The sequence below is a fragment of the Streptomyces sp. NPDC016677 genome, from assembly GCF_055562815.1.
Window position 1 is genome coordinate 43209 of sequence record NZ_JBVHEO010000024.1, and the last position, 24430, is coordinate 67638.

Here is a 24430-nt window from a genome sequence, read left to right on the forward strand (position 1 = left end):
CCGTGGGCGGGCTGGAAGCGTGGGCGGCGACGGCCGTCGAGGTCTTCGGCGAGATCAAGCCGCTGGCCGACCGGCTGCCCCAGGACCGCTTCGAGGTGGTCGTGGCGGAGCACGAGCGGCACGGCGGAGCCGCCCAGCACCTGCTCGACGCCGTGTCCCGGGAGACCGGCCTGCGGCAGGCCGTCGACGTCCGCGCCGCGCCGATGCAGACCCCAAGCTCGTTCGGGCTGGCGGTGGAACGGCGGATACGCGGCCTGCTGCGGGACGCCGGCCCGCTCCAGGACTGGCTGCGGGAGGCCGGGGACACACCGGTCGCCCGCGCCGCGGCCAGGGCGCGTGCCCGGGCGCCCCGGAGGCTGCCGGTGCGCACCCGCGACGGCCTGGTCCTCGACGCCTTCGCCGCCGGGGACCGGACCCGGCCCGCCGTGGTCCTGGTCCCGCCGTGCGGGATGCCCGTCCAGCTGTCCGCGCGGTGGCTGCGGGCGCTCGGCGCGGACCACCACGTGGTCACCTGGCAGTCCCGCGGCCTGTTCGCCCCGGGCCGCCCCGAGGCGGGCATGGCCGCCGACGTGGCCGACCAGGCCGACGACCTGCTGGCCGTGCTGGACGCCTTCGACCTGCCCCGGGCCCATGTGATGGGCCTGTGCGGCGGCGCCGTGATCGCGCTCGACGCGGTCCACCGGTACCCGGAGCGCTTCGAGTCGGTGAGTCTGTGGCACGGCGACTACGACTTCGGCGCCGGCTCGGTCAAGACCGAGCACCAGCGCGACGTCCAGGCGCTGATGGAGCTGGGCGCCGACAGCCCCGGCCAGGCCACCGCCTACCAGAAGCTGATGCACCGCCCGGCGGCCCTGGCGAAGATCCCCGAACCGGCCGCACCGCTGGTCCTCTACCCCTACGCGACCCCCGACCTGTTCCACCACTACTGCCGGCTCAACCTCGCGATCATGACGTACGACGTCACCGGCCTGCTCGGCGAGATCCCGCACCCGGCGCTGGTGGTGACCAGCCGCACCGACACGACCGCGCACCCCGCCGGCTCGCACCGGGTGGCACGGGAGCTGGCCCACGCCCGGCTGGTCGAGGAACCCACCGGCGACCACCTCTCCGTCTTCGACACCTCGACCCGACTGACCCAGCTCGCCGCCGGCTTCGTGGCGGCGCGGCACCCGACCACACCGGGACACCGATGACCGACACAGCTGCCCTCGAAGTCGAGTACCTCGACCGCGGCCTCGGCCCGCTCGCCGAGGAGTGCGTCGCCGTGCGGCACTCGGCGGCCGACCCGCGGATCGCCGCCGTCCTCGCCGTACCCGGCCCGGCCGCCCCCGCCGTCCGCAGGGCGACCGCCCTGTGCGAGGAGGCGGACGGCGGACTCTCCCTGTTCGAACCCGACGACGACCTGATGCTCTTCCACCGCAACCGGCGGGAGGCCGACTTCCTCTACCGCGAGGTGTTCCGGGACAACGAGTACCTGCGCAACGGCGTGACCCTGCCCGAGCACGCGACCGTCGTCGATGTGGGAGCCAACGTCGGCGGCGCCTCGGTGCTGTTCGGGCTGGTGCGCCCAGGCGCCCGGATCATCGCGGTGGAACCCGTCCCGCAGCTGTGCCGGGCCGTCGAGCTGAACGCCCGGCTGCACGGCATCGACCTGGTGGTGGTCCCCGGCGCGGTGGGCGACCGGCGGCACACCACCCGGCTCACCTACTACCCGAAGAACACCGCGATGTCCGGCCTGCTCGCCGACCCGGCGGACCGGGAGGTCCTCAAGACCTACCTCGCGGGGGAGGAGGACGGTGCCCTCACCGACGGCCTGGACACCATGGTCGCCGAACTGCTCGCCGGCGAGCCTGTCGACTGCGAGGTGCGGACCCTGGGCCAGGCGCTCGAAGGCCACTGCGTGGACCGTGTCGACCTGCTGAAGATCGACGTCGAGAAGGCGGAGTGGCAGGTCCTGCTCGGCATCGACGACGCGCTGTGGCAGCGCGTCGACCAGGTCGTCATGGAGGTCCACGACATCGACGGCCGGGTCGACGCCTGTGTCGCCCTGCTGCAGGACAGGGGCTTCAACGTGCTGGTCGACCGCAACCAGGACCTGCTGAACACCGACATGTACGGCCTCTACGCCCGCCGGGGACCGGTCGCGCCCGACCCCACCGCCCCGGCCTGGCGCCGGCCGCTCGCCACCCGCCGGGCGCTGGCCGCCGCCCTCCGCGCCGAACTGGGCGGCGAGTTCGCGAAGGTACCGGTGGACCGCTTCCGGTTCCTCCCCGCCCTGCCCAGGGACGAACGGGGCCGGATCGACGCGGACGCGCTGCTCGCGCGCGTCCCGGCACCGGACCCCGCCGAGCCGGGCCCGCTCTCCGGCGTCGAGGAGAAACTGGCCGCCATCTGGCGCCAGGTGCTGAAGGTGGACGCCATCGCGGCCTCCGACGACTTCTTCGACCTGGGCGGCACCTCGCTGAAATCGGTGCGGATGGTGCTGGAGGTGGACGAGGCGTTCGGCGAGAACGTGCTGCCGCCCGACCAGCTGTTCGTCGGCAGCCGCTTCGACGAGGTCGCGGCCACCATCCGCAGGAACCTGGGATGAAGCGGCGGTTCTTCGCGGCGCTGGAGGAACTCGCCGGCAACCACGACAACGAGGTCGTGTACCGGGACGGCGGCCGGGTCCGCACGTCGTGGGCCGAACTGGCCCGCGACATCGACCGGGCGGTGGGCCGGCTGGCCTCGCTGCGCCCCGCGGACGGCGTGTTCCAGGTGGGACTGATCGGGCCGACGTCGTACGAGTGGATGGTGCTCGACCTGGCCTGCCTCAAGGCGGGGTTCCGGACGGTCGCGGTGCCCGAGTTCCTGACCGGCCGGGAGATCGCCGAACTGGTCCGGGACGCCGGGGCCCACGTCGTCCTCGCCGACCGCGCCCTGGCCGGCCGGCTCACCGAGGTCGACGCCCCGGTGTGGTTCTTCCGCTCCCGGGGCGCCGCCCCGGCCGCCGACGACTTCGACACGCTGGACGGCGTGGAGTGGAGCTGTTCCGCCGACCGGATGCTGGACCACTACTCGATCGCCTACTCGTCGGGAACCTCCGGCACGGCCAAACGGATCGACCTGACCTTCCCCGCCGAGGAGAAGCCGACCGCGCTCCGGCTGGCCGTCCAGTACTACCGCTACCGGACCAGCTTCTGGAGCCGCAAGGACAACCGGCTCCTCGTCTTCATGCCCTTCTCCCACCACCAGCAGCGGGCCTTCGTACGGCTGGCCCTGATGCGGCGGATCGACATCGTGCTCTCCGACGCCCTGCGCTGCGTGCCCGACCTGGTCGTGGAGAAACCCAACATCATGGTGAGCGTCCCCATGATCTACGAGGCGCTGGCGGCCCGGATCGAGCGGAAACTCGACCAGCTCGACCCCCGCCGCAAGGCCGTCTTCCGCCTCTACCTCCGGCTGCGGATCAACCGGCTGGGCAACCGCAACCCGGTCAAACGCCTCTTCGGCCGGTACCTGTTCGACAAGGTGCGCAAGGTCTACGGCGGCCGCGCGGACTACTTCGTCACCGGCAGCGCCCCCATCGACCCGCGCGCCCTGACCACGTTCCACCGCGTGGGCGTGCGGATCTACGAGGGCTACGGGCAGAGCGAGCTGCCCCGCATCATCTCCATGAGCGACGAACGGAACTTCCGCATCGGCAGCGTCGGCCGGCCGCGCGTACCGGTCCGGATCGGCGCGGACGGCGAGATCCTGGTCAAGATCGACCCGGCAGAGCTGGCGGACCCCTCGGTGGTCAGCTACGACCAGGACGGCTACATCCGCACCGGCGACCTCGGCCACCTGGACGCGGACGGCTACCTGTTCCTGCACGGCCGCAAGGACGACGTCATCGTGCTCGACAACGGCAAGAAGGTGTTCCCGGCGACCGTGGAGACCGCCTTCCCCGAGCTGAAGGCGGAGAACTCGATCTGTGTCACCTCCTTCGACGGCAAGCGGATCACCGCCATCGCGCACTGGCCGGCCGAACGCGGCGGCCGTGAGGCGCTGCGCGGCTACCTCGCCCGAGGCAACCCGAAGCTCGCCGACCACGAGAAAGTGACGCGGTTCGTGCCCGCACCGGAGCCGTTCACCACGGAGAACGGACTGCTGACCGGTACCAGCAAGCTACGGCGCCGGCGGATCAGGACGGCGTTCGGCGAGGCGAAGGCGGAGCGTGTCGATGACTGAGGGCACCGTCCCGGCGCGGGGCGACCACAACTTCGGCGCCGTCCTGCGCCGCCGCGCCGCCGCGGCACCGGACCGGCCGGCGTACACCTTCCTGCGCGACAGCCCGGACCCCGCGCGCACCCTCACCTTCCGGGAACTGGACGACTCGGTGGGCGCCCTCGCGGCCCGCCTCACCGACCTGCCCGCGTCCGCCCGCGCCCTGCTGCTCTATCCCCACGGACCGGAGTTCATCCGCGCGTTCTGGGCGTGCCTGCTCGCCGGGGTGGTGCCGGTGCCCTGCTACCCGCCGCGCAACGCCCGCTCGGCCGACCGGCTGCTCGCCATCGCCCAGGACGCCCAGGCCGCCGTGGTGCTGACCGACCGGACGGTGCTGGACCGCGCGGGCGACGGACTCGCCGTCATCGCGCCCTGCCTGGCCACCGACGAGATCAGCGGCGAGATCACCGGCGGCCCCCCGGCCGGCCTCACCCCCGCGGCCGTCCGCCCGTCCGACCCGGCGTTCCTCCAGTACACGTCCGGTTCGACCGGCGCCCCCAAGGGAGTCGTCGTCTCGCACCACAACCTGTACCGCAACCAGGAGCTGATCCAGGCGGCGTTCGGCCAGGACAGCGAGTCGACGATCGTCTCCTGGCTGCCCTTCTACCACGACATGGGTCTCATCGGTAACGTCCTGCACTCCGTCTACGTCGGCGCGCACGCGGTGTTCCTCTCCCCGCTCGACCTGCTGCGCCGGCCCATGTCCTGGCTGGAGGCGATCAGCCACTACCGGGCGACCGGCAGCGGCGGCCCCACCTTCGGCTACCAGCACTGCGCGGACCGGATCACCGACGAGGAACTCGCCCGGCTCGACCTGAGCCGGTGGCGGATCGCGTACTGCGGGGCCGAACTGGTCCGCGAGCCGACGCTGAACGCCTTCGCCGACCGGTTCGCGACAGCCGGATTCCACGCCGACGCGTTCCGGCCCTGCTACGGCATGGCCGAGGCCACGCTGTTCGTGGCGGCCGCCACCGGGTGTGTCACCCGTACGCCCAGCGGCCCGCCGACCGGCCCCGCGCCCGCCGCGCTCGCGCCGTCCGCCGCACCGGCCGTGTCGTGCGGCGTCCCGGACGGCTTCCAGTGCCTGATCGTCGACGAGGACGGAACCGAGCGCCCCGAGGGCGAGGTGGGGGAGGTGTGGCTGAGCGGCGAGAGCGTCGCCCGCGGCTACTGGAACAACCCCGAGGCGTCCGAGGCATTCCACGCCTTCACCCGCTCAGGCCGGGGCCCGTTCTACCGCACCGGCGACCTCGGCTTCCTCCACGGCGGCGAGCTGCACGTCACGGGCCGGCTCAAGGAACTGATCATCGTGCGCGGCCGCAACCACTACCCCTACGACCTCGAATGGGCCATCGCCCAGGGCGCGCCGGGTGTGGTCAGGGACGGCTGCGTGGTGTTCTCCGTCGACCGGGAGCACGGTGAGGAACTCATCGTGCAGTGCGAGTACCCGCGCACCTGCGACCTCCCGCACGACGAGGTCATCCGGTCGGTGCGGACCCTGCTGCTGGAGGAGTTCGGCATCGCCCCGGCCGAGGTCTTCCTCGTCGCGGACCGCCGGCTGCCGCGCACCAGCAGCGGCAAGCTCCAGCGGACCCTGTGCAAGTCGGACTTCCTCGCGGGGCGGGCCGAGGGCATCGCGCACTGGACGGCGCGGGACGGTGCCCGCACGGGCGGGGAACAGGCCCCGTTCCCGGCACAGTCGGACGCCGAACGGCTGATCGCGCGGGTGGTCGAACGCCTCAGGGGCCCGATCCGGATCGGGCGCGACGACACGTTCTTCGGCGTGGGTTTCGACTCGCTGGGCGTGGCCGAACTCGCCGCCGCGCTGACGGCCGAGTCCGGCCGGGCGGTCAGCGCCGAGCTGCTCTTCGACCGCCGGACGATTCCTGACCTCGCCGCCGCACTGGAGGCCCTGCCACCGGCGGAGCGGCCCGAGAAGGAGGCGGACGACGGCCCGCTGCCCCTGAGCTTCGTCCAGGAGTCGATCTGGGCCGACCACCAGTCGCGGGTGCCGGACAGCCGCTACAACATCCCGGTCCGGATCGCCTTCCCGCCCCGCGTGCCCCGCGCGCGCGTCGAAGCGGCGGTCGCCGCCGAACTGGGCCGCGCGGAGCTGCTGCGCTGCCGGATCGTACGGCACGAAGGACGGGTGGGCCTGGTCCCCGTGGACCGGGCCGAGTACCCCGTCGAGGTGCTCGACCTGTCCGCGCTGCCCGCCGAGCGGGCGGCGGCACGGCTGGAGACGGCGGCCGCCACGCTCGTACGGGAACCCTTCGACCTGGACGAGAGCCCCCTGTTCCGTGCCGTGCTGGCAGGGCTGCCCGACGGCTCCCACACCCTGGTCCTCGTCGCCCACCACGTGGTGTGCGACGGGTTCTCCCTGCACAGGTTCGCCGAGCGGCTGCTCGCCGCGACGGACGGCACCGGGCCGCTCGCCGCCGAGGTCCCGGTCGCCGAGCTCTCCGCCGCCGAGTCGGACCCGTCGTACCGGACCTATGTGCGGCGGCAGCGCGAGGCGCTGGCCCGCGGCGGTCGGGAGGCCGGCGCGTACTGGCGCCGGCAGCTGGCGGACGCCGTCCCGCTGCGGCTGCCCCGGGACCGCTGGAGCGCCGGCACGGACACCCGGGGCGTGCTCGCCAGCCAGTGGCTGCACCTGACCGAGGAGCAGTCCCGGTCCCTCGCACGGCTGGCCCGGCGCCAGGGCACGACCCCCTTCGCGGTGGCGCTGACCGCCTTCGCCACCGTCATGGCGAAGGTCACGCGGCGCTCCGACGTCGTGATCGGCGTCCCGCTGCTGGACCGCGAACTGCCCGCCATGAAGGACACCTTCGGGCCCTGCGTCAACCCGGTCACCCTGCGCTGCCGCCTCGCGGACGACCACTCCGGCGCCGACCGGATCGCCCAGGTGGGCCGCGTCCTGGCCGAGGCGCTGCGCCGCCGGACCCTGCCGGTACGCGAGGCGGCGGGAACGCCGGACACCGGCCGCTTCGACGCGCGCACCCCGCTCACCTCGGTGTACTTCAACGGGCTCACCTTCGCCCCGCGCGACCGGATCACCGCGGGGTTCCTCGGCGACCAGGGCCTGGCCGCCCGCCTCGACCTCGACGTCTACGCCATCCTCGACGGCGACGGACGCGGCTCGCTGCGCTGGGACTACGACTCCTCCGCGTTCGACCCGGACACGGTCCGCCTGTGGATGACCGGCTTCGAGACCTGCCTCCAGCGCATGGCGCGGCGGCCCGACGAGCCGCCCGTCGCCCGGCCCCTGCTGCCGCTCCCGCCCCGACGGCAGCCGGCCGGGGCACGGGCCGGCACCCCGCCTCCCCTCGTCGACACGGTCAAAGCCACCATGGCGAGGGTCCCGGAGCGGGTGGCGGTGGTGACCTCCCGGGGCGGGACGACGTACGGGGAACTCCTCGAAGCGAGCCGCCGCGTCGGCGCCCTGCTGCGCGACGACGCCTCGGACGCCCCGGTCGGCCTCTCCTTCCGCGCCGCGAACACCGCGTCCGCGATCGCCGCGATGGTCGGCGCCCTGGACGCCGGGCGCCGCTACGTGGTCCTGGAGCCCCGGGACCCCGAGGCGCGGCTGCGGCGGATCGTCGCGGACGCCGGTGTCCGCCTGGTGCTGGCGGACGGCGACCTCCCCTGGGCCGGGGACGAGGGGCTGCGGGTCGTCCCCGTGGACGGGACCGGCGCGGCACGGCCCCCGGACGGCACCGAGGCCGGGACCCGGCCCGGCTACCTGCTCTACACCTCCGGCACCTCGGGCACGCCGAAGGGCGTCATCCAGGACGCCGCCCACGTGGGGTACTTCGTCGACCAGTACCGGCGCCGGCTGTCGATCACCGAACAGGACACCCTCAGCCTGGTGTCGTCGCTCGGCTTCGACGCGGCGGTCCTCGACGTCTACACGGCACTGGTCACCGGCGCGCGGTTACCGGTCCTGGCCCTGCACGACGACGCCGCGCCCCGCGACCTGTGGCAGTGGGTGAGCGAACAGTCGGTCACCGTCCTGCACGCCACCCCCTCGCTGTACCGGAGGATCCTGTCCAGCCGCGCCGGGGCGGACCCTGGAGCCCTGCGCGCCGTGGTCCTGGGCGGGGAACCCGTCCTGCCCGCCGACGCGGTCCGGCACTTCCGACTGCTCCCCGGCGTCGACCTGCACAACCTCTACGGCCAGGCGGAGAGCACCGTCAACGCGCTGCGCCGGATCGCACCCGAGCACGCCGCCCGTGTGATGACCCTGGGCACCCCCTGCGACGGCACGGCCCTGGACCTGCGCGTCGAGCACCCGGGCGGCCCGGAGACGTACGAGGTCGGCGAGATCGTGGCCCGCTCCCCGTACACCGCGAAGGGCTACCTCAACCTGCCGGACCTCAGCGCGCGGACGTTCCTGCCCACCGGCTACCGCACGGGCGACCTCGGCCGGTTCCTGCCCAGCGGGGAGATCGAACTGGTCGGCCGCGCCGACCGGCAGCTCAAGGTGAACGGCAACCGCGTGGAGCCGGCCGAGATCGAGACCGTCCTGACCCGCCACCCCGCCGTCACCCGGGCCCGGGTCCTCAAAGAGCGGGACGGTGACCGGGGGGAGTCCCTGACGGCCTACGCCGAGGTCCCCGACCCGGGCCCGCACCCCGCCGCCGACCCCGCCGCCCTGCGCGACCTGCTGGTCCGGAACCTGCCCGCCTCCGTGGTCCCGGCCACCGTCCGGGTGCTCGCCGCCTTCCCGCTCACCCCGAACAACAAGGTCGACACGGCCGGGCTGCGCGCGGTTGCCGGACCCGCCCCGCGCGCCACCGGGACGGCCCGGCCGCTGACCGACCGGGAACAGGCCGTCGCCGCCTGCCTGGAAGACGTCCTCGGCGTCGCCCCCACCGACCCCGAGGCGTCCTTCTTCGACCTGGGCGGCACCTCGATCAGCGCCATCGACCTGCTGCACCGGCTGGAGCGGACCCACGGCCTCACCCTCTCCTTCCGGGACGTCTTCGAGGCCCCGACCGTCGCCGGCCTCGCCGCCCGACTGGCGCCGGTCTCCGCCTCGGCCTGGCCGGCGCTGTCCCGGGGCCCGGCACGCGCCACCTACCCCGCGACCTCCAACCAGACCCGGATCTGGGTCCAGGACCAGCGCACGACGTACAACGTGCTGGCGTCGGTGCACGTCGCCGGCGGCCTGGACCCGGACCGGCTCGGACGCGCCATCGACGCGGTGGTCGCCCGGCACGAGATCCTGCGCACCCGCTTCACCCCGCACGACGACGGCCCGGTGCAGCACGTCGAGCCCGCCCCCGCGCCCTGCGAGGTCCTGATCGACCACCTGGACCCGGCCGACGACCAGGAGACGGCGCTCGCCGGCATCGAACAGCGGGAACTGCACCGGCGCTTCGACCTGGCCCGCGGTCCGCTGTTCCAGGTGACCTGGGTGACCGGCGCCCGCCCGCACGACGTGCTGATGCTCTCCATGCACCACATCGTCTGCGACGCGCTCTCCGTCGGCCTGTTCACCGAGGAGGTGCTGAGGGCCTACGCGCTACCGCAGGACGCGCAGCCCGAACCGGCCATCCAGCACGGCGACTACGCGCTCTGGCTGCGCGACCTGCACGACAAGGGCCTGCTGGACCCCAGCCGCGCCTACTGGCAGCGCAAACTCAAGGACGGCGCCCCCACCCTCCGGCTGCGGACCGACCGGCCGCGCGGGCCCGTGAAGGCGTTCACCGGAGCGGTGTTCCACGGCGCCGTCGACGAGGCACTGACCGCCCGCGCCCGCGACCTGTGCCGCGCCGAGGGCGTCACCCTGTTCACCCTGCTGCACTCCGCCATGGTGCTGACCCTGTACAACCGCACCGGCCAGACCGACCTGTGCCTCGGCACCCTGTCGACCGGCCGCGAGTTCTCCCCGCACCTGGACACGCAGCTCGGCTTCCTCGCCAACACCCTCGCCCTGCGCACCACGTTCACGGCCGGCACGGCCTTCCGCGAACTGCTGGCCAGCGCCCGGACCGAGTTCCTGGAGTCCCACGCACACCAGCTCTACCCGCTGGAGCGACTGGCCGACGACATCCCGCGCCCCGAACCCGGGCACGGCTTCCTCTTCGACGTCCTGCTGGTCCTCCAGGACTGGGGAGACCTGGAGGAACGGGTCCGCCGCGGCACCGGCCTGGAGATCACGCTCCGCCGACGCCGCGCCTGCGTCGCCAAGTTCGACCTGACCTTCAACTTCGTCTCCCGCGACGGGCGTATCGAGGCGATGGTCGAGTTCGCTCCCGAGCTGTACGACGAGGAGTCGGTCGACCTGCTCTGGCGGCGGTTCACGGCACTGCTCGCGGAGGTCGCGGACGATCCCGGCCGCCCGCTGTCCGCGTACCGCGGAACCGTCGAGGAGGAACGGGCCGCCGCCGCTCGCCATGAGATCGACTTCGACTTCTAGGACGGGATGATGACGCAGAACGCGCTGGACGCGCGCCTCGCCCTCGACTTCTGGGTGCGCAGGCTCAGGGACCGCGAGGAGGCGGACCTGCCGCTGGCGCCGCCCCCCTCGGACCCCGCCGACGGCCGCGCCCTGAAGTCGCTGACCCTGTCCGAGGCGGACCTGGGCTTCCTGCGGAAGGCCGGCCGGGGCGACCCGCGGGCCGAGGCGGTCCTGCACGCCACCCTGTACCGGTTCCTGCTCGGGTACTTCTTCGGACCGGAGTCCGACGCGATCGCGCTGGCCGGCCCCGAGCCCGCCCCCGCCCCGCCCGTCCTCCACCCCGCCCCGCCCGTCTTCCACACCGCCCCGCTCGATCCGCACGGCACCCTCAGGGACGCCATCGGCGCGACCCGGGCCGAGACCCTCGACTGCGCCCCGTACCGCGCCTACCCGTGGGAGAGCCTGCTCGCCTGGATGGACACCCCGGGCCGGCCCTTCGACGCGGTCCGCTTCGGCCTGGTGTGCGGCGCCGGGCCGGTCACGAACACCTGGCTGGCGACCCGGACCGCGTTCTGGCTCAAGGTGCCGGCCGACGAGCACGACCGGGAACTCGTCCTGTCCTACGGCCCGGGCTGCGACGCGGACCTGGCCGCCCAGTTCCTGCACCGCTACGCCGCTCTCGTGCGCGGCCTGCGGGACCACCTCGACCGGCCGCTGAGCCGGATCCCCGTCCTCACCCCCGCCGAGACCGCCCGGCTCACCGCCGCGCTGACCGGCCCGCCGCCCGAACCCGGCCTGCCGCCGAGCCTGCTCACCGACTTCCACCGCCAGGTCACCGCCACCCCCGACGCCGTGGCGGTGGTGGACCGCGCCGGCCCGCTCACCTACCGCCAGCTGGACGAGCACGCCAACCGGCTCGCCCACTTCCTGCGCGCCGAACACGGCATCACCCGCGGCGACTTCGTCGGGGTCGCGCTCCCCGACAGCCGCGACCTGCTGGTGGCCGTCCTGGCGGTGCTCAAGGCGGGCGCCGCCTATGTGCCGATCGACCTGCGCTACCCCGCGGACCGCCAGGCGCTGCTCATCCAGCAGAGCCGCGCCGCCGCGGTGATCGTGCGCGACCCCGGCGACCTCGCGGCGCCCGCGAGCGACGTCGTCGCGCTGACCCGGCAGGCGGACCGGATCGCCGGCTGCCCGGCGACCGCCCCCGAGGTGGACATCCGCGCGGACGACACCGTCTACGTCATCTTCACCTCCGGCTCGACCGGCACCCCGAAGGGCGTCGCCGTCCAACACGGCGCCTTCCGCAACCTCCTGGCCTGGTACACCCGCCAGGTGTGCGCGCACGAGCGGCCCGCCTTCCTGCTCATCGCCCCGGTCAGCTTCGACCTGGCCCAGAAGAACCTCTTCGCTCCCCTGCTGTGCGGGGGACGACTGCATCTGCTGGGCGCCGCGCTGGACGACTACTCCGCCATCGCCCGGTACGTCGACACGCACGCCATCGACGTCGTCAACTGCGCCCCCAGCGCCTTCTACCCGCTGCTGGAGTTCGGCGCGGAGCACCGGTTCCACGCGCTGCGGTCGCTGCGCCATGTCGTGCTGGGCGGTGAACCGATCGACGCCGCGAAGCTCACCGCGTGGGCCGGGTCGCCCAACTTCCACGCGACGATCATGAATTCCTACGGCCCGACCGAGTTCACCGACGTGGTCAGCCACCACCGGCTCGACGAGGAGGACCTGCGGCCGGACGGCGCACCGGTGCCCCTCGGCCGCCCGGTGGACGGCATCCGCCTGTTCGTCCTCAACGCGCGGCAGCGGCTGTGCCCGCCCCAGGTGACCGGCGAGCTGTACCTCGGCGGCGCCGGCCTGACCAAGGGATACCTCAACGACCCGCGCGAACAGGCACGCCGGTTCGTCCGCGTCGACCCGGCCGAGACCGGCTTCGACGGCGTCCTCTACCGGACCGGGGACCTCGTCCGCCGCGACGCCGAGGACCGGCTCGTCTACCTGGGCCGCGCCGACGACCAGATGAAGATCAACGGCTTGCGGATCGCGCCGGGCGAGGTGGAGCGGGCGATCCGCGCCCAGGACGGCGTCCGCGACGTCGTCGTCTGCGCCAAGCCGGTGCGGGGCGAGAACGTCCTGGTCGCCTACTACCTCGCGGACGCCCCGCTGGACCTGGAGACCCTGCGGGAGCAGGCCGCGCGGCGCCTGCCCGCCTTCGCGGTACCGGCCCACTTCGTCTGGCGGACCGCGTTCCCGCTGACCCCGAGCGGCAAGCTCGACAAGCGGGCGCTGCCCGCGCCGGGCGACGGCGCCGCCGACGGCCACGAGCCGCCCGCCACCCCGGCCGAGGAACGGCTCGCCCGGCACTGGGCCGGCCTGCTGGACCGCGAACGGGTCGGCCGGCACGACGACTTCTTCGCACTGGGCGGGCACAGCCTCACCGCCATCCGGCTGCTCTCGCACATCGCGAAGGACTTCGGCGTCGAACTGCCCCTCACCACCGTGTTCGAACACTCCCGGCTCGACGACCTGGCGGCCGTGGTCAGCGCCGCCGACCCCGGCCGGTTCGCGGCCATTGCCCGGCTCGCGCCCGCCGACGACTACGAGGTGTCCAACGCGCAGCGCCGGCTCTGGCTCACCTCCCAGTTCACGGACGCCTCCCAGGCGTACCACCTCCACTCGGTCTACGAGATACGCGGCGAGATCGCGCCCGAGCGGCTCGAACACGCGCTGGGGCGCGTCATCGACAAGCACGAGAGCCTGCGCACGGTCTTCCGCGCGACAGCGGACGGCGACGTACGGCAAGCGATCCTCCCGGCGCAGGCGGTGGACTGCCGCCTCGACCGCCTCCCCGCGGCCGACGAGGACCAGCTGACCGAGTACGTCACCCGGCCCTTCGACCTCGGCCGGGGCCCGCTGCTGCGGGCCGCCCTCGCCGGGACCGGCGACGGGGGACAGGTCTTCGTCTTCGTCATCCACCACAGCGTCTGCGACGCCTGGTCCCTCGGTGTCTTCGCCAGTGACCTGCTCAAGTTCTACGACCCGGGACCCGCCGGCCCGCCCACCGAGCAACTCGCCGTCCAGTACAGGGACTACGCCGCCTGGCAGCGGGCCGCTGTGACGTCCGCGGCGCACGACACCCACCGCCGGTTCTGGCGCGACACCCTGGCGGGCGCCGACACCGTCCCGCCGGCCGGCCTCCCGGGTGCCCGGCCCCGCCCCGCCGTCAAGACCTACAACGGCGCGGTCGTCCGGCACACCTTCCCCGCGCCGTTCGTCGCCCGGCTGGAGGACCTGGCCGCCCGGCGGGGATGCACCCTGTTCATGGTGCTGGTGGCGGCCCTCGACGCGACGCTGTTCCGGCAGACCAGCCAGCCGGACATCACCCTCGGGACACCGGTCGCGGGCCGGGACCACATCGACCTGGAAGACCAGATCGGGTTCTACGTCAACACGCTCCCGCTGCGCACCCGCCTGACCCCGGACGAGACCTTCGACGCGCTCCTCGCCAAGGTCAAGGCCGGTGTCACCGAGGCCCTGGAGCACCGGGCGCACCCCTTCGACGCCATCGTCGACGACCTCAGGCCGCGCCGCGACCCCAGCCGCAACCCGGTGTTCGACCTGCTCGTCGTCCTCCAGAACGCCACCGAGAACCACGTCTTCGACCACATCGAGGGTCCGGGCTTCCAGCTCCGACGCGGGCCGGCCCCGCGACGGTTCAGCAAGTTCGACGCCACCTTCGACTTCGCCGACCGCGGTCCGGGCGCGGGCCTCGCCCTGGAAGTCGAGTACAACACCGACCTGTACGACGAGGACGCGGTCCGTCGCTTCGTCGGCGCGCTGGAGACCCTGCTCACCGAGGCGTGCGACGACCCGGCGCGTCCGCTGCGGCGGCTGCGGTGTGTCCCGGAGGCCGAACGGCGGCTGGTCCTGGACGAGTTCGGCCGGGGCCGCGACGACCCGGACTGCGTTCCGTTCCTGACCCGGCTGGCCGGCCGGTGCGCGGCCCTGGCCGGTGATCCGGCCGTCCTCTTCGCGGACGAGACGGTGACCTACGCGGAGCTGGCCGCCCGCTCCGACCGGTTCGCCGGGTTCCTCGCCGCGGAACTGGGCGTGTGCCCGGGGGACCGGGTCGGGATCCTCCTCGACCGGGACGACTGGCTTCCCGCCTGCCTGATCGGCGTCCTGAAGGCGGGCGCCGCGTTCGTCCCGCTCGACCCGTCCTACCCGGCGCGCCGGATCGAGTTCATCCTCGGTGACGCCGGCTGCGACGTCGTCGTGGACGCCGCGCTCGTACGCCGGTTCCGCGCGGACCTCGCCCACTGGCCCGCCGTGCCCGCCGAGCCGCCGGCCCCGGAGTCGGTGGCCTATGTCATCTACACTTCCGGGTCCACCGGCGACCCGAAGGGCGTGCAGATCACCCACGACAATCTCGCCGCGTTCCTCCAGTGGTGTCTGCGGGAGTTCGCGGACACGGACTTCGGTGTGGTCTTCGCCGCCACCTCCATCTGCTTCGACCTGTCGGTCTTCGAGCTGTTCTTCACCCTGACGGCGGGCCGCACCGTACGGATGATCGAGTCCCCGGCACACATCGGCGCGTGGCTGGGCGCGCACCGGCGCGTCCTGCTCAACACAGTGCCCTCGGTGATCATGGAACTGGGCCGCGCGGGCCACGACCTGTCCGGTGTCACCGCCGTCAACGTCGCCGGCGAGCCCGCGCCGCCCGCGCTCCGGGAACTGCTGGACCTCGACCGCACCGAGGTCAGGAACCTGTACGGGCCCTCGGAGGACACGACGTACAGCACGGTCTACCGCTTCGACGACAGCACCACGGACGTCCCCATCGGCAGGCCGGCCGACAACACCCGGGTCTACGTCCTCGACCCCGCCGGGCAGCCGGCCGGCATCGATGTGCCCGGCGAGATCCACCTGGCCGGCCGGGGCCTGTGCCGGGGCTACCTCAACCGGCCCGGCCTGAACGAGGACGTGTTCATCGAGCACCCCGAGTTCCCCGGCGAGCGGCTGTACCGGACCGGTGACCACGCCCGGTGGCGGCCGGACGGCAACCTCGTGTTCCTGGGGCGGCACGACGCGCAGGTCAAGGTCCGTGGACGCCGTATCGAACTGGGGGAGATCGAGGCCGCCCTGCAGCGCCTGCCCGGCGTACGGCAGGCCGCCGTGCTGATCAGAGGGGAGGGCGGCACCGCCGAACTGGCCGCCTACTACGTCGCGGACGGCTCGGCGGCCGGGCCGGACGAGGTCAAAGGCGTGCTCCGCACCACCCTGCCGGGATACATGGTCCCGGCCGCGGTCGTCCGCCTGCCGGAGTTCCCGCTGACCCCCAACGGCAAGGTGGACCGGCGGGCCCTGCTCGCCCACCGCGCGCCCGAGCCGGCCGGCGCGAGCGCCCCGGCGCCGGCCGCGACCGCTCTCGAAGCCCGGGTGCTGGAGATCTGGCGGAGTGCCGTGGACGCGCCCGCCGCGGGCATCGACGACTCGTACTTCGACCTGGGCGGCGACAGCCTGCGCGCCATGACGCTCATCGCCCGGCTCAACCAGGAACTCGGCGCCGATCTGCGGATCAGCGACCTCTACCACCACCCGACCGTGCGCACGCTGGCCGCCCGGATCGAGAAGGACACCGGCGGCCACGCGCCGCGCGCCGAGCCCCCCGCCGCCGAGCCGCCGCGGACCGCGACCGAGTACCCGATCACCACGTCCCAGGCCGGCATCTACTACCTGCAACGCCTCGACCCGCGCAGCACCGCCTACAACATCCCGCTGACCTTCACCGTGCGCGGCCCGCTCGACGAGGCACGACTGCGCGAGGCCGTCGACGGACTGGTCCGGCGGCACGACGCCTTCCGGACCCGCTTCACCATCCGCGACCGCCAGGTGACCGGCCTGGTCGAACCCACCGCCGAGGTCCCGGTCACCTGGCAGCGGCTCCAGCCGGGCGAGCAGACCGACGTACTGCGCGACTTCGTGCGGCCGTTCGACCTCACCCGGGCGCCGCTGATGCGGATGAAGGTGGTGAGCCGTTCGGACGTGGAGCACCACGTCGCCATCGACGTACACCACGTGATCTTCGACGGCGCGTCGGTCGCCCTGCTCCTGGACGACCTGGTGCGGCTGTACCTCGGCGACCCCGTCCCCGAAGTGCCCGGCATCGGCTACGCCGCCCACGCGCTGCTCGCCGAGCGGATCGGCGCCGACGAGCGGGCCCGGCAGCGGGCCTACTGGCTCGGGAAACTCGGCGGCGACCGGACCCCCCTCGCGCTGCCGTTCGACTTCCCCCGGGGCACGGTCCAGCGGTTCAGCGGCGACTACGTGGAACTGTGGATCGGCCCGGAGCGGCGGCGGCAGGTGGAGTCGCTGGCCAAGGCGGCCGGGACCACCGTGTTCTCCGCCCTGTTCTCGCTGTGCGCGAGCGCCCTGTCGCACATCACCGGCCAGGACGACATCACCCTGGGCATCCCGGTGGAGTGCCGGCGCGACGCACGGATCCGGTCCACGGTCGGGATGTTCGTGAACACCCTCGCGGTCAGGGTGGACGTCGACCGCACCCGGCCACTGCGGGACCTGCTGGCCGCGCACGCCACCGAGCTGTTCGCGGCCCTGGACCACCAGGAGTACCCGTTCGAGACCCTGGTCCGCGATCTGCGCAACCAGCAGGACGACGAGAGCCCGCTGTTCGACGTCATGTTCGCCTACTATCCGCGCCTGCCGGTCGAGGACCTGTTCCCCGGCACGGACCTGAATGTCGAGCACTACCACGTCGACCGCCCCCGGATCAGCAAGTTCCCGCTGACCTTCCTGGTCGACGAGACCGAGGACGGTCTGCGGGTGAGCCTGAACTACGACAGCTCCCTGTTCACACGGGAGACGGCCCGGGCGATGGCGGAGGTGGTCCGCGCCGCCTTCGACCTGGTGGCGGCCCCGGAGCGGCCGCTGTCGACGCTCCCACCCCTGTGACCGCCTAAGAGGCAGACCGCGAAGGGCAGCCGAGATGCAGACCGAGGACGAGGTACGGCACACGATCAAGGAGCTGTGGTCGCAGGTCCTGGACAACGACCAACTGGCGGACGACACGGACTTCTACGCGGCGGGCGGCAGCTCGCTCCAGTCCCTCATCCTGCTGACAGAGCTGAACGACGCCTTCGAGACGGAGTTCGAGATCGCCGAACTCGTCGACTGCCGGACCATCGAGCTCCAGTTCACCGCGGTGTGGAACCGGCTCAACCGAGGCGACCCGGCCCCTGACGGCGGGCACACCGCCCTGGTGCCGCTGGCACGGGCCACCACCGGGCGGGACACCACTGGTCGGGCCACCACCGGCCGGGCCGTCACGTACATCGCCGTCCACGACGTCAGCGGCGATGTCTACGGCTATGCCGGCCTGGCCCGGGAACTGGCAGGCCGGGCCGACCTGTTCGGCCTCAAACTGCCGCACGAGCGGTTCACGGCCCCCCGCCCGCTGTCGTTGACCGCGCTCGCGAAGGAGTACGTGGCCGCCCTCGACGCGGAGTTCGACGGGCCCCGCCGGTTCGTTCTCGTCGGCTGGAGTTTGGGCGGCCTGGTCGGCTTCGAGATCGCCAAGCTGCTGGACGAGCGCGGCGAGCCGCCGCAGCGCCTGGTCCTGCTGGACACGCCGTACGGCCTCGACCTCCCGAGCGCGGACCGCGCCGACGACTTCACCCCGGAACACGAACGGGCCCTCCTCGACGACTTCCCCTGGCTCGGGGACCCGCTGCCCCGGGACGGCGCGTCGGCCGAGGACCTGTGGCGAGCCGTCCGCGGCCGCCTCGACGCCCCGGCGAAGGAACGTCTGGCCGCCGAACTCCAGGGGCGTTTCCCGCTGATGGCCCGGGCCGTCCCGCACCTCGCCAGCCTCAACGAGACCGAGTTCATCTGCTACGTCAACCGGTTCCGCTCGGTCTTCCACGCGGGCCGCGCCCACCGCCCCGAGGGAACCATCACCGCCCCCGTCGACTTCCTGGCGGCGACCGGCTCGCGGACCTACGACCCCCGCTGGTCCACCCACACCTCGGCGGCCTTCCGCCAACTCCCCCTGGACGGCGACCACTTCTCGATCCTCGACCGCGGCCACGCCCCGGCGACCGCCCGGGCCGTCCTCGCCCTGGACGCCACCACCGGGGTACCGCACCGGGACGGGCCCGCCTGACCCGGCGGGGGAAAGGAGCCGGCCCATGAGCGCCGTCCCCGACACGACCGCGAGCCTCACGACGATCGTGCGCGACCTGGAGAGACTGGCCCTGGAACTGCGCGCCCCGCACGCGCGCCGCATCCCGCCCGCGATCAGCGCCGCCTGCGACGCCCTCACCTGCGCGGCCACCCTGCTCCGCGCCCAGCAGACACCCCACGACGCCGCCCCGGCCCGCACGGACCTGCTGCGCGACGCCGTCGCCATGGCCCGCAGCACCGTGGAAACCACGAAGATGGCGTGCCGCGAGCACAGGCCGAGTGAGAGCGGCGGACCCGTCGACGGACCGGGCCGAACTCACCTGGGCGGCTGCCCTTGACGGCGGGGGAGTCGTCATCGCCGTACCGGCGACGGGCGATCCCGGAGGCGGTCGCACCCGCCTCGACGGACCACCCCGTATGATATTCCGTCGAATCGCCGCCCCGAAGACCGCGGGCCGCGCCGGAAGCCGACCACAGGGAGGGACCGTGACCCGGAACGCGACGGCCCCGCACCACCGGGTCACCCGCGCCCGGTGCGGACCGCCGGGCGGTCGCCCCGTCCCGCCGCCGACTTGACCTTGACCCTGGCGTGAAGGTCGACCCTCTACGACATGCGGACTTCCGACCACCCCACTCCCACGCGTTCCGCACGCGGCGTCACCTGGGCGCTGGCCGTGCTGACTCTGTGCTCCTTCACCCTCGGCACGGGCGAGATCATGATCGCCGGTCTGCTGCCCGACATCGCCGCGGATGCCGATGTGTCCCTGTCCACCGCCGGCCTGCTGGTCAGCTCCTTCGCGATGACCGTCGTCGTCGGCGGCCCGGTGCTCGCGCTGACCACCGGGCGTGCCCGGCGCAGGCGGCTGCTCATCACGCTCATGGCCTGCTACGCCGTGGGCAACGCGCTGTCCGCCGTCGCGCCCTCGTTCCCGCCGCTGGCCGCGGGCCGGATCCTCGCGGCGCTGGCCCATTCGGCGCTGATGCCGCTGTTCTTCGGCATCGCGGCGGACATCGTGCCGCCCGAGCGGCGCGGCACGGCGGTCGCCCGGGTCTCCCTGGGCTTCAGCCTGGCCATGATCGCCGGCCTGCCGATCGGCGCCGCGCTGGGCCAGTGGCTCAGTTGGCGCGCCACCTTCTGGGCCGTGGCCCTGCTGACCCTCGCGGCGACGGTCCCGGTGGCCGCCCTCGCCCCCGACACCCCCGGCATCGACGAGCAGGACGACCGGGGACGCCTCGCCGAACTCCGCGTCCTGGGCGAGCGCAGGGTGCGGACCGTCACCGGCGTCACCGCGCTCGCCGCGGCCGCCTCCTTCACGGCGTACACCTACGTCACCCCGCTGCTCACCGACAGTGTCGGCTTCGACGAGTCGACGGTGACCGTGCTCCTGCTGCTGTTCGGCATCGGCGGCACCGTCGGCAACCTGGTCGGCGGCCGGCTCACCGACCGTTCGGTGCTCGGCGCGGTGTGCGTGTCGGTGGCCGCGCTCGGCGCCTCGCTGCTGCTGCTCGGCCTCACGGCGTCCCTGAAGGTGCCGGCCGTGGTGTGCCTCTTCCTGTTCGGCGCCGCGTACTACGCGGTCATCCCGGCCGTCAACACCCGGCTGGTCGACGTCGCCGCGCAGCGGGCCCGCACCCTCGCGCTGACCGTGCAGAGCTCGGCGTTCAACCTGGGCACCGCGCTCGGCGGCTGGCTCGGCGGCCGGATCATCGCCGCCGGCGCCGGGCTGCGCTGGCTGCCCGTGGCGGGCGCGGCCGTCGCGGCCGCCGCCCTGGTCCTCGCCCTCGGCGAGCACGCGGGCGAACGCCGCCGCACCCCGGCATCCGCCCCGGAGGCGGTACGTCAGTGACCGCACGCGTCCACCGACCCGTTCTCGACAGGAGTCACCCCATGCGCATCGGAGAACTCGCCCGAGCCACCGGCACCACCACCCGGGCGTTGCGCTACTACGAGGAACACGGCCTGCTCCACCCCGAACGCTCGTCCAACGGGTACCGGAGCTACCCGCCCGATGCCGTGCGGGTCGTGCGGAACATCCGCCTCCTCCTCGCCGCCGGCCTGACCACCGAGGACCTGCTGCTCCTGGACACCTGCCTGCGCGACGAGGTGATCGGCGGCCACCGCTGCCAGGACCCGTCCGCGAAGCCGGCGGTCTTCGAACAGCGGCTGGCCGTGATCCAGCGCCGCATCGACGACCTGACGGCCGTACGCGAACAGCTCCGCGCCCGGTTGGACGAGCTGCGCGCCCCGGACACCGCGCCCCGGCGCGCTCAGACCACCGAGCGCCCCCGGGAACTGCTCAGCGGGGCGGCGTAGACCACCCGCGCGGTCCGCGGTATCAGGGCCGCCGCGTCGCCGATGAGTTCGCGGCGCGCGGCCGGTCTGAGCCTGTGACGCCGCAGGAAAGGACACGGTCATGTCGGAGCTTCTCGTTGACTTCATCACCTCCCTCGACGGCTACGCCTCAGGGGAGGGGTGGCCGGGGTTCTGGGGCCTCGAAGGCCCGGAGTACCTCGCCTGGCTCGGCGAGCAGCCCGAGGTCACGTACCTGATGGGTGCGCGCACCTACCGCCTGATGTCGGGTTTCGCCGCGGGCGCGGTCCCGGACGGCCAGGACGAGTTCAGGCCCGAGGAGGAGACATCGGTCGACGAGCTCACGCGGGCGCCCAAGGTGGTGTTCTCCTCCTCGCTCAAGGAGCCGCTGACGTGGGCCAACTCCACGCTCGTCCGCGACGACGCCGTCGGGACGGTCCGCGCCATGAAGGCGAGCGGCTCGGGGCCGCTCAGCACGATCGGCAGCCTCAGCCTGTGCCGGTCCCTGCTGCGCGCCGGACTCGTCGACCGCTTCCGGGTCGTGATGTTCCCGGTGATCACCGGGGCCACGGGCGCGGAACGCGTCTACGACGGCTACCCGGACGTCGCCCTGGAGATGACCGGGCACCGCACCTTCGACGGCCGCATCCAACTGGTCGAGTACCGGCCCCGCGTGCTCACGCACCCGCCGCTCGGCGCCCCTGAGTGACGCACCCGGTCCGCCGGCCCGCGTTAAAGCTATCCGTTTGCTTTAAAGCCCCGGCGGGCCCTATCGTCCCTTAAAGCAAACCATTGGCTTTAGGGAGATCGCGTTGTCCACACCGGACCTCACCCCCTAGGAAGCGGCCCGCTGGGCCGGCCACTGCGGGCTGCCGCTGCCCGCCGACCGGCACGCCCCGGTGGCGGCCACCGCGCAGTACATCCACTCCGTGGTGGCGCTGCTGCGCGAGCTGGACTTCGGCGACGTCGCGCCCGCCGCCGTGTACCGCGTGCACGGCGCAGGCGAGGGGGAGTCCGCTGATGCGGCCGTATGAGATGTCGCTGGCCTCGGCCGCGTCGGAGATCCGCAGCCGCCGGCTGTCGCCCGTGGAACTGGTCGACTCGGTGCTCGGGCGGGTGGCCGAGGTGGAGGCCGGGCTCGGGGCCTACGTCGCGGTCACCGCCGACCGGGCCCGGCAGGCGGCCCGTGCGGCCGAGCGGGCCCTCGCCGAGGGCCGCCCGCACGGTCCGCTGCACGGCATACCGATGGGTCTGAAGGACCTCATCGACGTCGCGGGCGTGGCCACCACCGCCAGCTCCCGGGTGCGGGCCGGGCATCGCGCGCATGCCGACAGCACGGTCGCCGCCCGGCTGCGCGAGGCGGGGGCGGTCCTGGTCGGCAAGACGCACACGCACGAGTTCGCCTACGGCCTGACCACGCCGCAGACCCGCAACGCCCGGGATCCGAGGCGGGTCGCCGGCGGCTCCAGCGGGGGCTCCGCCGTCGCCGTCGCGGCGGGGACGGCCACCTTCGCCCTGGGCACCGACACCGGCGGTTCGATCCGGGTGCCCGCCGCGCTGAACGGCGTCGTCGGACTGAAACCGACGTTCGGCCTGGTCCCCCGGCACGGGGTGACGTCCCTGTCCTGGTCCCTGGACCACGTCGGACCGGTCACGCGCACGGTGGAGGACGCCGGGCTCGTCCTGGCCGCGCTCACCGGCCCCGACCCGCGCGACCCGGCCGCTCTCCCGGGCGCGGCACCCGCCGACGCCACGGACCTGACAGGGGTGCGCGTCGGCGTACCCGTCAACTACTACTTCGAACACGTCGACCCCGAGGAGGAAACGGCCGTCCGGCGGGCCATCGGGAAACTGGAAGAACTGGGCGCCCCCCCGGTCGAGGTCGAGATCCCGATGACCCGCTACATCCAGGCCACCCAGTGGGGCCTGATGGTGCCCGAGGCCACGGCCTACCACGAACGGACCCTGCGTACCGTCCCCGACCTCTACCAGGACGACGTGCGCGTCCTGCTGGAGGCGGGCGAGCTGATGCCGGCCGGGGACTACCTGCGCGCCCAGCGCTCCCGGACCCTGATGCGCCGGCACTGGGCGAGCATGCTGGCCGAGGTCGACGTGATCGCCGCCCCCACGGTCCCGCTGCCGGCCGCACCCGTCGGACAGGAGACGGTTACCTGGCCAGACGGCACCGTCGAGAGCGTCTCCGACGCCTACGTCCGCCTGTCGGCTCCGGCCAACATCACCGGCGTCCCGTCGCTCACCGTCCCGGTCGGCCACAGCCGCGCGGGCCTGCCCATCGGCATGCAACTGCTCGCCCGCCCCCTCGCCGAGGCCCTCCTCCTGAGAGTCGGACACGCCTACGAGGCGGCCCGCCCCGCACGGGAACCGGCCCCGGCGGCCTGACCGCACCACCCCAGTAGACGCAACGTCTTTGCTTTAAGCTGGTCCCATGAGCCCCCGCAAGCCGATGGTGCGCCCGGGCGGGCGCAGCGCACGCGTCCAGGAGTCGGTGCACAACGCCGTCCGCGAACTCACCGCCGAGGTGGGCCGGGACGCCCTGACCGTCCCGCTGGTCGCCGCCCGGGCCGGCGTCACGCCGTCGACCGTCTACCGGCGCTGGGGCGACCTCCAGGAACTCCTCTCCGACGTCGCGGTGGAACGCCTGCGACCGGAGACCCCTCCCGAGGACCGGGGCGACCTCGACAAGGATCTGACCGCCTGGGCCGAGGAGTTCCTGGAGGAGATGTCCTCCCCGCCGGGCCGCGCCTACATCCGGGACGCCCTGCTGGGCGACCCCGACGGCACCAACGCCGGCCAGTGCTCCGCCTACGCCGCCGAACAGATCGACGTGATCCTCCAACGGGCGCGCGGCCGCGGCCAGCCGGTACCGGACGTCGAGACGGTCATCGACCACGTCGTGGCCCCGATGATGTACCGCATCCTCTTCCGCCCCGGCCCGCTGCACCCGCACTACGCCCGACACCTGGTGAACGCCCTGCCGGAGACCTCACCACGGGAGCACACCGGGTGAACTCCCGCCCCTTCATAAGGGGCGTCGCAGTCACAGGGAGTGCGGCAGGACGAGCGCCCCCGCCAGTCCCGGCTCGGCCGGGCCGACCCGCGCCGGGCATGAGACGGCGGACTGAAAATCGGCCCGTCCTCCCACCTGGACGGCCAGAGCCGCGGACACAGTGTCATGGAGAGGCCCGCCGGACCCGACATGGTGACCCTGGGCGGACGGCCGGTGGTGCCCTAGA

12 protein-coding genes and 1 pseudogene are annotated in these 24430 nt (G+C 73.4%); all 13 read left to right on the forward strand.

The annotated features are described in order from the left end of the window. Positions 1–2 precede the first annotated feature (2 nt). The 13 genes and pseudogenes from ACZ3IG_RS34780 (at position 3) to ACZ3IG_RS34840 (ending at position 24204) form a co-directional block, all read left to right on the forward strand. Entirely contained in the window at positions 3–1193 is a 1191-nt protein-coding gene (locus ACZ3IG_RS34780; RefSeq protein WP_467437157.1) for an alpha/beta fold hydrolase, read from the forward strand. Then, the gene (locus ACZ3IG_RS34785) at positions 1190–2590 is read left to right on the forward strand and encodes an FkbM family methyltransferase (protein WP_467437158.1); all 1401 of its coding nucleotides are present in this window, start codon (positions 1190–1192) and stop codon (positions 2588–2590) included. Before ACZ3IG_RS34780 ends, ACZ3IG_RS34785 begins: the two co-directional genes overlap by 4 nt. Further along, complete coding sequence (locus tag ACZ3IG_RS34790; protein WP_467437159.1) at positions 2587–4212, forward strand: AMP-binding protein; 1626 nt, start codon at positions 2587–2589, stop codon at positions 4210–4212. Before ACZ3IG_RS34785 ends, ACZ3IG_RS34790 begins: the two co-directional genes overlap by 4 nt. Continuing rightward, positions 4205–10672: a condensation domain-containing protein gene (locus tag ACZ3IG_RS34795; RefSeq protein ID WP_467437161.1), complete on the forward strand. Its 6468-nt coding sequence runs from the start codon at positions 4205–4207 to the stop codon at positions 10670–10672. The genes ACZ3IG_RS34790 and ACZ3IG_RS34795 overlap by 8 nt, the downstream gene beginning before the upstream one ends. A gap of 9 nt (positions 10673–10681) precedes the next feature. After that, positions 10682–17635: an amino acid adenylation domain-containing protein gene (locus ACZ3IG_RS34800; RefSeq protein WP_467437162.1), complete on the forward strand. Its 6954-nt coding sequence runs from the start codon at positions 10682–10684 to the stop codon at positions 17633–17635. 34 nt (positions 17636–17669) lie between these two features. Beyond that, complete coding sequence (locus ACZ3IG_RS34805; RefSeq protein ID WP_467437163.1) at positions 17670–18845, forward strand: thioesterase domain-containing protein; 1176 nt, start codon at positions 17670–17672, stop codon at positions 18843–18845. Positions 18846–18870: 25 nt separating this feature from the next. After that, the gene (locus ACZ3IG_RS34810) at positions 18871–19203 is read left to right on the forward strand and encodes a hypothetical protein (RefSeq protein ID WP_467437165.1); all 333 of its coding nucleotides are present in this window, start codon (positions 18871–18873) and stop codon (positions 19201–19203) included. A gap of 273 nt (positions 19204–19476) precedes the next feature. Further along, positions 19477–20712, forward strand: a complete 1236-nt coding sequence (locus ACZ3IG_RS34815; protein WP_467437166.1) for an MFS transporter — start codon at positions 19477–19479, stop codon at positions 20710–20712. A 41-nt stretch (positions 20713–20753) separates the two neighbouring features. Continuing rightward, a complete protein-coding gene (locus ACZ3IG_RS34820; protein ID WP_467437168.1) occupies positions 20754–21179 on the forward strand; it encodes a MerR family transcriptional regulator in 426 nt (141 codons plus the stop codon). 100 nt (positions 21180–21279) lie between these two features. After that, entirely contained in the window at positions 21280–21885 is a 606-nt protein-coding gene (locus tag ACZ3IG_RS34825; RefSeq protein ID WP_467437169.1) for a dihydrofolate reductase family protein, read from the forward strand. Positions 21886–21988: 103 nt separating this feature from the next. Then, positions 21989–22210, forward strand: a pseudogene (locus ACZ3IG_RS34830) (hypothetical protein). Continuing rightward, positions 22197–23576, forward strand: coding sequence for an amidase (locus tag ACZ3IG_RS34835; RefSeq protein ID WP_467437170.1), 1380 nt, complete (start codon positions 22197–22199; stop codon positions 23574–23576). The pseudogene ACZ3IG_RS34830 and the gene ACZ3IG_RS34835 overlap by 14 nt, the downstream one beginning before the upstream one ends. Before the next feature lie 46 nt (positions 23577–23622). Continuing rightward, complete coding sequence (locus ACZ3IG_RS34840; protein WP_467437172.1) at positions 23623–24204, forward strand: TetR/AcrR family transcriptional regulator; 582 nt, start codon at positions 23623–23625, stop codon at positions 24202–24204. Positions 24205–24430: the final 226 nt, after the last annotated feature.

What these genes read in the sequence shown, in the direction of transcription:
- ACZ3IG_RS34785 (WP_467437158.1), top strand. Translation starts at nt 1,190, where the DNA reads ATGACCGACACAGCTGCCCTCGAAGTCGAGTACCTCGACCGCGGCCTC.
- ACZ3IG_RS34790 (WP_467437159.1), top strand. Translation starts at nt 2,587, where the DNA reads ATGAAGCGGCGGTTCTTCGCGGCGCTGGAGGAACTCGCCGGCAACCAC.
- ACZ3IG_RS34795 (WP_467437161.1), top strand. Translation starts at nt 4,205, where the DNA reads ATGACTGAGGGCACCGTCCCGGCGCGGGGCGACCACAACTTCGGCGCC.
- ACZ3IG_RS34800 (WP_467437162.1), top strand. Translation starts at nt 10,682, where the DNA reads ATGACGCAGAACGCGCTGGACGCGCGCCTCGCCCTCGACTTCTGGGTG.
- ACZ3IG_RS34805 (WP_467437163.1), top strand. Translation starts at nt 17,670, where the DNA reads ATGCAGACCGAGGACGAGGTACGGCACACGATCAAGGAGCTGTGGTCG.
- ACZ3IG_RS34810 (WP_467437165.1), top strand. Translation starts at nt 18,871, where the DNA reads ATGAGCGCCGTCCCCGACACGACCGCGAGCCTCACGACGATCGTGCGC.
- ACZ3IG_RS34815 (WP_467437166.1), top strand. Translation starts at nt 19,477, where the DNA reads ATGCGGACTTCCGACCACCCCACTCCCACGCGTTCCGCACGCGGCGTC.
- ACZ3IG_RS34820 (WP_467437168.1), top strand. Translation starts at nt 20,754, where the DNA reads ATGCGCATCGGAGAACTCGCCCGAGCCACCGGCACCACCACCCGGGCG.
- ACZ3IG_RS34825 (WP_467437169.1), top strand. Translation starts at nt 21,280, where the DNA reads ATGTCGGAGCTTCTCGTTGACTTCATCACCTCCCTCGACGGCTACGCC.
- ACZ3IG_RS34835 (WP_467437170.1), top strand. Translation starts at nt 22,197, where the DNA reads ATGCGGCCGTATGAGATGTCGCTGGCCTCGGCCGCGTCGGAGATCCGC.
- ACZ3IG_RS34840 (WP_467437172.1), top strand. Translation starts at nt 23,623, where the DNA reads ATGAGCCCCCGCAAGCCGATGGTGCGCCCGGGCGGGCGCAGCGCACGC.